8 protein-coding genes are annotated in these 9,814 nt (G+C 64.6%); 2 read left to right on the forward strand and 6 right to left on the reverse strand.

The genetic code is table 11. The features are described 5' to 3' along the window. Positions 1-132 precede the first annotated feature (132 nt). The 5 genes from AC5JJ6_RS26955 to AC5JJ6_RS26975 form a co-directional block, all read right to left on the reverse strand. Positions 133-1,011: an ABC transporter ATP-binding protein gene (locus AC5JJ6_RS26955; protein WP_496045028.1), complete on the reverse strand. Its 879-nt coding sequence runs from the start codon at positions 1,009-1,011 to the stop codon at positions 133-135. Continuing rightward, positions 1,008-2,054 carry an ABC transporter ATP-binding protein gene (locus tag AC5JJ6_RS26960; protein ID WP_496045029.1) on the reverse strand — a complete coding sequence of 349 codons (1,047 nt, stop codon included), beginning with the start codon at positions 2,052-2,054 and terminating at the stop codon, positions 1,008-1,010. The genes AC5JJ6_RS26955 and AC5JJ6_RS26960 overlap by 4 nt, the downstream gene beginning before the upstream one ends. Next, positions 2,051-2,914, reverse strand: a complete 864-nt coding sequence (locus AC5JJ6_RS26965) for an ABC transporter permease (protein WP_429642330.1) — start codon at positions 2,912-2,914, stop codon at positions 2,051-2,053. Before AC5JJ6_RS26965 ends, AC5JJ6_RS26960 begins: the two co-directional genes overlap by 4 nt. A 4-nt stretch (positions 2,915-2,918) precedes the next feature. Further along, a complete protein-coding gene (locus AC5JJ6_RS26970; RefSeq protein ID WP_496045030.1) occupies positions 2,919-3,923 on the reverse strand; it encodes an ABC transporter permease in 1,005 nt (334 codons plus the stop codon). 326 nt (positions 3,924-4,249) lie between these two features. Beyond that, positions 4,250-6,172 carry an ABC transporter substrate-binding protein gene (locus AC5JJ6_RS26975; RefSeq protein ID WP_496045031.1) on the reverse strand — a complete coding sequence of 641 codons (1,923 nt, stop codon included), beginning with the start codon at positions 6,170-6,172 and terminating at the stop codon, positions 4,250-4,252. Positions 6,173-6,395: 223 nt separating this feature from the next. On the opposite strand from AC5JJ6_RS26975, the gene AC5JJ6_RS26980 reads away from it, so the two are divergent. Both AC5JJ6_RS26980 and AC5JJ6_RS26985 read left to right on the forward strand, forming a co-directional pair. Continuing rightward, positions 6,396-7,340, forward strand: a complete 945-nt coding sequence (locus AC5JJ6_RS26980) for an ArsR/SmtB family transcription factor (protein WP_496045032.1) — start codon at positions 6,396-6,398, stop codon at positions 7,338-7,340. 105 nt (positions 7,341-7,445) lie between these two features. Further along, entirely contained in the window at positions 7,446-8,114 is a 669-nt protein-coding gene (locus AC5JJ6_RS26985) for an HAD-IA family hydrolase (RefSeq protein WP_496045033.1), read from the forward strand. 268 nt (positions 8,115-8,382) lie between these two features. Here AC5JJ6_RS26985 and AC5JJ6_RS26990 read toward each other — a convergent pair. Then, positions 8,383-9,814, reverse strand: a 1,432-nt coding sequence (locus tag AC5JJ6_RS26990; RefSeq protein ID WP_496045034.1) for a PhoX family protein, incomplete at its 5' end; no start/stop codon positions are given.

Raw genomic sequence — 9,814 nt, forward strand, 5'->3', positions numbered from 1 at the left:
GGTGAAGGTGCTCCTGCCGTAGGTCGGTCTAGAGCGAAGCGGCAGCCGACACCGACGCGCCTGCTTGTCGGCTGCCGCTTCGCTCTAGACCGACCTACGAAGCGAGGCATTCTCTGAAAGGTGATTTGGGTGTCAGTAGGAGCGGGCGGCGTGGCCCCGCTCGATGGGGTCCCGATTGGTGGTTTGGGGCTCGTCGTCATCGGGCACGTCGGGCGAGAGTACGGAGTTCTTCAGCAGGATCGAGTAGGGGTGCTGCGGATTGTCCAGCACGGCGCGGGCGTCGCCGCTTTCCACCACTTCGCCCTTCTGCATGATGATGATGCGGTCGCTGATGTAGTAGGCGGTCGCAAGGTCGTGGGTGATGTAGATGATCGAGACCTTCAGCTCGTCGCGCAGGTCCTTGAACAGGTTGACGATGGCGACCCGGAGGGAGGCGTCGACCATCGACACCGGCTCGTCCGCCACGATCAGCCGGGGGCCGGGGATCAGGGCGCGGGCGATGGCGATGCGCTGAAGCTGGCCACCGGACAGCTCGTGCGGGAAGCGGTCCTTGACCTCCGCCAGCGACAGCCCGACCTTGCGCAGCGCCCGGTCGGATGCCGCCTCCGTCTCCGCCTGCGACCGCGCTTCGGTGAAGTTCCGGGCGGTCATGGTCAGGTAGCGGTCGACCTTGCTCAGCGGGTTGAAGCTTTCGAACGGGTTCTGGAAGATCGGCTGGACCCGGCTCATGAAGCGCATCCGGTCGCGCGTCTTCCTGATGGCCGTCAGGTCCTCGCCGCCGAAGGCGATGCTTCCGCCGGTCGGGTGCATCCCGTTCAGGATCATGCGGGCCAGCGTGGACTTGCCGCTGCCGGACTCGCCGATGATCGTGAAGATTTCCGGCCGCGCGTCGGTCAGGGTGAAGCTGACGTCCTTGACCGCATCGATCCGCCGCCGCGACAGCAGCCCGCCGGTCCAGAAACTGCGGCTGACGCCCCGCACGTCGAGAAGTGCCGTGTCCGCCCCGCTCATTGTACGGTCCCCCCGGTTACGGCGTGGCAGGCGACGCGATGCCCGCCTCCCAGCGACTGCATGGGCGGAACCACGACCCGGCAGACCTCCATGGCGATCGGACAGCGCGGGTGGAAGCGGCAGCCCGGCGGCGGGTCGGCAAGGTTGGGTGGCGTGCCTTCCAGTCCCTTGCGCGGCTCGGCGTCGCCGATCCGGGGCAGGCTGCGGATCAGGTGGACGGTGTAGGGGTGGCGCGGATTGCGGAAGAGATCGCGGGTGCGGCCCTCTTCCACCAGCCGTCCGGCATACATGATGCCCAGCCGGTCGGTCAGGTTGGCGTGGACGGCCATGTCGTGGGTGACGAACAGGATGGAGGCCCGCATCTCGCGCTGGACCTCCCGGATCATCGTCAGCACGCTCTTCTGGACGACGACATCCAGCGCCGTGGTCGGCTCGTCCGCGATGATGAAGCCGGGGCGGCAGACGGTCGCCAGCGCTATCACGACGCGCTGGCGCATGCCGCCGGACAGCTCGTGCGGATAGGAGTCCAGGACGCCGGGCTGAAGATGCAGCTTGAGCAGATGCTCCTCGACCGCCCTGAGGAAGGCCGGCATGGGCAGCCCCATGTGCCGGAAGGCGAAATCGATGAAGCTCTGCCGCACCCGCCGCAGCGGGTTCAGCACGCTCATCGAGCCCTGCATGATATAGGCGAGGTGCTTCCACCGGATCGCGGTGCGCTCTTCCGGCTTCAGCGCGTAGAGATCGACCTTGCGCGTCCCGAAGTCGAAGTTGACCGAGCCGCTGACGACGTTGAGCGGTGGCCGGATCGCGCCTGCGATCGTCTTGATGAGGGAGCTTTTGCCGGAGGAGGATTCTCCGGCGATGCCGTAGATCTCGTCGTGCTCGATCCGGAGCGTGATGTCGTCCACCGCCCGCACCTCGCGGGTGATGCCGAACCAGCGCGTCTGGTAGTAGGCGCGCAGCCCGTCGACGCGCAGCGCCGGTGATGCGGGAGCCGTTTCCGGCACCGGGTTGAGATGGTTATTGATCTGGTGGAGCGTCATGCGGCACCTCCCATCCGGCTGAGCCGGCTGCGGGGATCGATGTATTCGTTCAGCGCGGTCGCCAGCAGGTAGAGGCCGATGAACAGCATCATCACGGCGATCACCGGCCACGCGATCCACCACCAGACGCCCGCCACCAATGCTGTGTGCTGGTTGGCCCAGTACAGCATGCTGCCGATGGTCGGGGTGTTGATATCGGTGAAGCCCAGGACCGACAGGGTCACTTCCATGCCGATCGACCAGTTCATGTTGTTGAGCGTGGTCGAGAACACGATCGGCAGCACGTAGGGCAAGTGCTCCCGCGTCATGATCTGGCGCGGGCTCATGCCGGAGAAGATGCACTGCGAGGTGAACTCGCGGGTCCGCAGGCTCATCGCGACGGAGCGGATCAGGCGGGCGTCGTAGGCCCAGCCGAGTGCCGCCATGATCAGCGCCAGCAGCGCCCACGACATGCTGTCGCGCATCACGAAGTAGAACAGCACCAGGATCGGGAACAGTGGGATGATGATGAAGGTGTCGTTGATCGACATCAGCACCCGGTCGGTCATGCCGCCCATGTAGCCCGACACCAGCCCGATGGTCAGCGAGATGACCCGGCTGATCGCCGCCACCGCGATGCCGAACAGTAGCGTGTTCCGCAGCGCCGCCGTCATCTGCCAGAACACGTCCTGGCCGCGCGACGTGGTGCCCAGCCAGTACTCCCACGACGGCGGCACGTCGGGCGCCACGACGTAGATGTCCTCGGGTGGGTAGGGGGAGAAGAACGACAGCACCGACAGCCCGACGATGATCGAGACGATCAGCGTGCCGATGGCGAATTCCAGATTGAAGCGCAGGAGGTCGCGAAAGATCTTGAGCATGGCGTCATTCCACCTGCACGCGGGGATCGAGGAGCGGGTAGAGCAGGTCGATGACCAGCACGGCCAGCGACACCGCGACGATGGAGACCGAGGTGATGCCCAGCACGAGGCTGTAGTCGCCGGCATGGACCGCATCGACCAGCAGCGAGCCGATGCCGGGATAGCCGAAGACTTCCTCGGTGATGATGGCGCCGGTAAAGATCGCGCCGAGCGACATCGCGAGGCCGGTGACCTGCGGCACCAGGGCGTTCCGCATCACGTAGGAACCGAGGATGCGCCGGCGGTCCACGCCGCCCAGTTCGGCGTAGACCACGTAGTCCTCCGTCACGATGTTGGAGACCAGCGCCCGCATGCCGAGGAACCAGCCGCCCAAACCGACCAGCACCAGCGACAGCGCCGGCAGCAGGGAGTGGAGGAAGACGCTGTAGACGAAGTCGAGGCTGAAACCCCGATCGACCCCGATGCCGGAGCCGCCGCTGATCGGCAGCACCGGCCACATGAAGCCGAACACGACCAGCAGCACGAAGGCGACGACGTAGTAGGGCATCGGGTGCAGCCCCATGGCGACCAGACCCATCGCCTTCAGCAGCCTGTTCTTCCTGTAGTATCCCGCCAGCCCGCCCAGCAGGTTGCCGAGCAGCCAGGCCAGCACCGTCGCCACCACCAGCAGGCCGATGGTCCAGGGGAGAGCCCGCAGGATCAGCTCCGATACCGGGGTCGGGAAGGCCGACAGCGACGGTCCGAAATCGCCGACGACGATCCGGCTCCAGAACGATAGGTACTGTTCCACCGGGGTGCCGGACATGCCGTAGAGTTCGCGGAGCGACTCCCGCATCGTCTCGATCGCTTCGGGACTGGTGTTGCCGAAGGAGGTCAGGGCGGAGATCGTCTGCTCGACCGGGTCGATCGGGGTGGCGTGGGAGATCACGTAGGTCAGGTTGATGCCGATGAAGACGACCAGCACGAATTGCAGCAGACGCTTCGCCAGATAGGCGGCGTAGGTTTTCATGGGAGCGATCCCTGATGCTTGGCGTCGGTTTTCCGGGGTCTTGGGCGGAGTTCCGGACTTGATCCTTAGACGCTGACTTAAAGCGTTCCTAAGCGTCACGCGGGTATTTTCCTTCGCTCCACCGTCATGCCAAGACTTGATCTTGGCATCTCCCGGCGAAAGCTGACGTGAGGACTTCAACCCGAAGTCCAGATGCCATCCTCTCATCTCCTGAAAGGAGATACCAAGATCAAGTCTTGGTATGACGGAAAAGTGGAAGACTATCGCCGGAGTGCTGGGTTGGAACGCGCCAAATCAGTGGCTTTGCGGGCGGTGCGTCACTCCGCCTATTCGCCCCGAGGCTTCAAACGCACCATCATGTACCGCGAGTTGCCCCAGTTCGGCACCGGGTTGGCATAGGGGTCCTCCGCCGTCGGATACCCGGTCCAGTAGGTGTCGTCCATCGCCACGAAGACGTTGTAGGCCATCAGCGGGATCGTCGGCATTTCCTGCACCGCCAGCTTGACGTAGTCGCGGCCGAGTTCGATCGAGCGCGGATCGTCGAACCCAACGCCCCGGATCTTCTCGATGATGCCGTCCAGTTCCGGCGACGACCAGCGCATGTAGTTGCGCGGAGCCTGCGGCTTGCCGGCGGGCATCACGTATTGCGAGTGCCAGCTGTCGAGGAAATAGGCCAGATCCGGATGGCCGCCGTAGCTCTCGACGCTCCAGCTTATCAGGGTGTCGAAGTCGCCGGCGTTGCGGCGGTCGAGCATGGTGCCCTGGGCCAGTTCCGTCTTGGCGTCGATGCCGAACTGACGCCACTGCTGGGCGATCATGGTGCCGGCGCGGGTGATGACGGGACGGGATTCGCCCTCGACCATGACGCGGATCGAGAAGGGCTTGCCTTCGGGCGTGTACCAGCTGCTGCCGCGCTTGGTGAAGCCTGCCTTCTGGAGAAGCTCCTGCGCCGCCTGCGGGTTGGGCTTCCACCAGCCCATGCCGAACGACTTGTCGATCGCCTTCTGGTCAGTCGGGATCTGCTCCTTCATGGAAGGGCGCAGCATGTCGGCGATCTGCTTGCCGACGGTCGGGTCGTAGGGCTTGATCTTCTGCTTGCCGGTATCCAGCTCGAAGCCCTTGAGCCAGTCCTGCATCGGGATGTGGTAGTCGTCGGGGTGCGTGCCGGTCGGCGGGATGCCGATGGCCGAGATGGTCGCCGCCCCCCGGTACGAGGCCATCGAGACGGCCTTGATGTCGATCAGCAGCGCCAGCGCCCAGCGCACGTCCTTGCTCTGGAAATCGGCGCGCTGGAGGTTGAACAGCAGGGCCGGCAGCGTCGGGTCGGGATGGGCGTAGGGGAAGTCCTTGAACCAGCCGCGCGACGACTTGGACTGCTTTGCCAGGGTGAACATGCCTTCCGGCGCCACGTCATGGACGATGTCCATGTTGTGGTTCATCTGCGCTATCACGCGCTTGTCCGGCGGGCCGCCATCGACATAGACGGCGTATTTCGGTCCCGGTTCGCCGAACCGGCCCAGCGTGGTGCGCTGCCAGTCGTCGCGGCGCTGCCAGATGAACCACTTGCCCTCGGGATCGAAGCTGTGCAGCGCATAGGCGCCGAGCGAGACCGGCTTGTTGAAGTCGAACCGCATCGGATCGGGCGCTTTTTCGAAGACGTGCTTCGGCATGATCCAGATGGCGTTGAAGCGCACCGTGAACAGCGCGTGGAAACGGGAGTTCGGCCGCTTCAGCTTGAAGACGACGGTCTGCGGGTCGGGTGACGAAACGCTGTCGACGTTGAGCGACAGGATCGGCCCCCAGCGCATGCCGGTGTTCTTCATCTGCGTTTCGACGGTGTAGACGACGTCGTCCGCCGTGAATTCGACGCCGTCGCTCCAGAAGATGCCGGGCCGCAATTTCACCGTCATCTCTGTGAAATCGGCGTTATACTTGGGCGCTTCAGCTGCCAGCGAGTTATCGATCGGTCCTTCGAGGCCCTTTTCCGGATCGATGTACCACAGCGTATCCATCGCCAACTGCTGGAGGCCGGTATACTGGCCGCCGGCATTGATGGCCCAGATGTTGAACCAGCCGGCGTTCTTGATCGTCCCTTCGGGATTCTCAAGGATCAGCGTTTCTTTCCTTGGCAGGCTGGAAATGATGTCCTGGGCCTCGGCGGCGGACGGGACATAGGCTGCCGTCCCCAGCAGCAATGCTATGGCGGCGCACGCGGCTTTTCTGAGAATCGTCGTTCTGAGAGCGGGCATGTTCCTCCCCTTCTTTCAGCGATGGGTTCGCTTGTTTCTTATGTTCTGATTGGTTCGAACGCTAATCCCGTTCTGGACAGTCGTCAACAGAAAACTCTATATATATCAGAATTTACGATATAATGGATCGGCAGAATCCATTGTGCAGCGCAAAACTGATCGGCAGGACGTGGATTTGTATCGAAATTATTGATATGGTCCTGCAATCAACGCGGAGTTCGATGTGAACGACCAACCCTCTGTCAGCAGCGACATCCTGAGCATCAGCCCGGACCGGGACGTCGAAATCGTCAAGGCGCTGGCGTCGATGCCCCGGATGATGATCCTGCGCCTGCTCCGCCACCGGGGACCGCTGAACGTCAACGAGATCAGCGAAGCGCTCGACCTGCCGCAATCGACCGTCGCCACCAACGTCCAGACGCTGGAAGCCTGCGGCCTGATAGAAACACAGGCGATGAAGGCCAACAAGGGCAGGCAGAAGATCTGCTATGCCCGCTACGGCGAGATCCTGGTGCGGTTCGACGATCCGCCGCTCCAGCAGAAGACGAACCTGATCGAAGTCGCGATGCCGATCGGTCTCTACACCAGTTGCAGCGTCACGGCCCCTTGCGGGCTGTGTTCGTCGGAAGGGGTGATCGGGCTGCTCGACGTGCCCGACTTCTTCCTGGACCCCAGCCGGATGAAGGCGTCGCTGCTCTGGTTCTGGCGCGGCCATGTCGAATACAAGTTCCCCAACAACGCGCGTGTGCTGAACGCCGAGGTCGAGGCGATCGAGTTCACGATGGAGCTGTCATCCGAGGTGCCCGGCACCAACGCCGATTGGCCGTCCGACATCAGCATCTGGGTCAACGACGTCAAGGTCGGGACCTGGACGTCGCCGGGCGACTACGGCGACAAGCGCGGCCGGCTGACGCCGCGCTGGTGGAAATTGGAAGGATCGCAGTACGGCCACCTGACGACCTGGGTCGTTTCCGGCAAGGGAACCAGCGTCAACGGCGCCAGGGCCTCCGACGTCACGCTCGGCCAGTTGGGCCTGCTCGATCACCACTCGATCCGCCTCCGCGTCGGCATCGACGAGGGCGCGCAGCGGCCCGGCGGCGTCAACATCTTCGGCAAGCAGTTCGGTAACCACGACCAGGACATCGTCATGCGCATCCACGTCAAGTGAATCCGGATGCCGATACAGCCGGCGCCGGTAGGGGGAACATCTTTCCGGAACGTCCATTACCGATGATGTTCCGGTTCCTGTTTTCCGTCCCCATGAGCCAAATAGATGCCCCTGATTGAAGAAGCGCTGATCCGGTGCGACGCCGTCCTGTTCGACCTGGACGGAACCCTGGTCGATACCACGGCGGTCGTCGAGCGGACATGGCGGGCCTGGGCCGCGCGCTACGGTGTCGACGCCGAAGCCATCCTCCGGGTTTGCCATGGCCGCCGTACGATCGAAACGATCGAGGAGTTCGCGCCCGCCGGCGTCGATCCCATTGCCGAAACCGCCGTCGTCGAAGGGCAGATGACGCTGGATACCGACGGCATCGTCGCGGTGCCCGGCGCCAAGGCATTGGTGGCGGCACTCCCGCCGGACCGCTGGGCCATCGTGACGTCGGCCACCCGTCCCATGGCCGAAGCTCGCCTGGAACTGGTCGGTTTGCCGATGCCCTGCATCCTGATCACCGCCGAGGATGTCCTTGCCGGCAAGCCGGACCCGGCCGGCTATATCCGTGCCGCGCGCGAGCTTGGCTTCGATCCCCACGACACGCTCGTCCTGGAAGACGCCCCGGCCGGTTTCAAGGCCGGCCATGCCGCCGGCGCCCACGTCATTGTGCTCGCCACGCATCTCGGCCCGGACGCGCTGGCGGCGGAGAATTGGGTGAAGGACCTGACCGCGCTCACCCTGGAAGCCTCCGGCACCGGTGTCCTGAGCGTCCGGGTGAGGGGCTGATACCCGCGGCCTCCCGAATCTCCGCCGGAAGAACGTAGACGCGGCTTCCAGCCGCGTTCGCTCCACCAGCCTTCGATTTTGAGGCAAGCATCGACGTATCGCGATGGAGGGTGCGCGTATCCGCGCACAACGCGGCTGGAAGCCGTGTCTACATCGTCGCCAAATCATCGAAATCTCTGTGCAGAGCCAATCGCGGGTTGAGCTTCAGGGCCGTTGGTATAACGGGGGAGGGGGACGCGCCGCTCCCACGGGCGCGGCGCGTCCCCGATCAGGCGCCGATCTCGCCGCCGTCCTGCTTGGTGATCACCACCACCGATGGCCGTGGCGGCATCCCATCCTTGAAGTCCGGCCAGCGGGTGGCCGGTTTCTCGACGGTGGCGCCAACAACCTCCGACGGATGCTGGACCGCGACGAACAGGGTCTTGCCGTCGGGGGTGAACTCGGGTCCGCACATCTCCGCCCCGATCGGGCAGGCGAAGAAGAACTTCACCAGCGCCCGGCCGGGGCCCGTAAGGTCGCAGGCATACATCCCGTCCGGAATGCCGTTCTTGGTCTGCGCCTCTCCCTGGTCGGTCGAGATCCACAGGCGGCCGCGCGGATCGAAGGCGCAGTTGTCGGGCGACGACAGCCAGACGTCGGTCGCCGGATGGTAGACCGCCTTGTCCTCCGCCTTGGCCGGGTTGCCGGCCAGCAGCACATGGGTCCAGGTGTAGCGGTCGGCGGCATGATCGGCCTGGGGACCCTCACCGCCCGGCGGGATCAGCTCGACGATCTGGCCGTGGCGGTTCGCGGCGCGGGGATTGACGGCATCGACTTGGCTGTCCTTCCGCTGCGTATTGTTGGTCAGCATGACGTAGACCCGGCCGTTGACCGGATTGGGCTCCACGTCTTCCGGCCTGTCCATCGGCGTTGCGCCGACCATATCCGCCGCGCGCCGCGTCTCGATCAGCACGTCCGCCTGCGACTTGAAGCCGTTGGCCGCCGTCAGCGGTCCCTGCCCATGGACCAGCGGCAGCCATTCCAGGGAGCCGTCGCCGTTGAACTTGGCGGCGTAGAGGGTGCCGCTGTCCAGCAGGTCGCGGTTGGCCGCCCGGTCCGCCGGGTCGTAGCGTCCGGCCGTGACGAATCGGTAGAGATAGTCGAACCGCTCGTCGTCGCCGGAGTAGAAGACGACGCGGCCGTCCTTGTTGACGATGCTGGTTGCGCCCTCATGCTTGAAGCGGCCGAGCGCCGTCCGCTTGACCGGGGTCGAGGACGCGTCGTAGGGGTCGTATTCGGTCATCCAGCCGAAGCGGTTGGGTTCGTTCGGCTCCTTCGCGAGGTCGAAGCGGTCCACGCTCTCGCGCCACCAGTAGCGGGACTTGGCGGAGATGCCGTAGCGCTTGTAGTTGGCGGCCTCGGGCATGTTCGCGGGATCGCCGCCGCCGAAGTAGCCGTTGAAGTTCTCTTCCGAGATCATGATCGTGCCCCAGGGCGTCTTGCCGCCGGCGCAGTTGTTGAGCACGCCGAAGACCTTGGTGCCGGTCGGATCGGCGTTGGTCTTCATCCGGTCGTGCCCCGCCGCGGGGCCTGAGATCCGGCAGGCCGTGTTCATCGTGATGCGGCGGGCATAGGGGCTGTTCTCGACCACCCGCCAGACGCCCTGCTCCTTCCTGACCTCGATGATCGTATGGCCGTGGGCCGCCAGTTCGACCTGGGTT

Source organism: Skermanella sp. (genome assembly GCF_059503625.1).

Coding starts and splice junctions, on each gene's coding strand:
- AC5JJ6_RS26955 (WP_496045028.1), bottom strand. CDS start 1,011: ATGAGCGGGGCGGACACGGCACTTCTCGACGTGCGGGGCGTCAGCCGC.
- AC5JJ6_RS26960 (WP_496045029.1), bottom strand. CDS start 2,054: ATGACGCTCCACCAGATCAATAACCATCTCAACCCGGTGCCGGAAACG.
- AC5JJ6_RS26965 (WP_429642330.1), bottom strand. CDS start 2,914: ATGCTCAAGATCTTTCGCGACCTCCTGCGCTTCAATCTGGAATTCGCC.
- AC5JJ6_RS26970 (WP_496045030.1), bottom strand. CDS start 3,923: ATGAAAACCTACGCCGCCTATCTGGCGAAGCGTCTGCTGCAATTCGTG.
- AC5JJ6_RS26975 (WP_496045031.1), bottom strand. CDS start 6,172: ATGCCCGCTCTCAGAACGACGATTCTCAGAAAAGCCGCGTGCGCCGCC.
- AC5JJ6_RS26985 (WP_496045033.1), top strand. CDS start 7,446: ATGCCCCTGATTGAAGAAGCGCTGATCCGGTGCGACGCCGTCCTGTTC.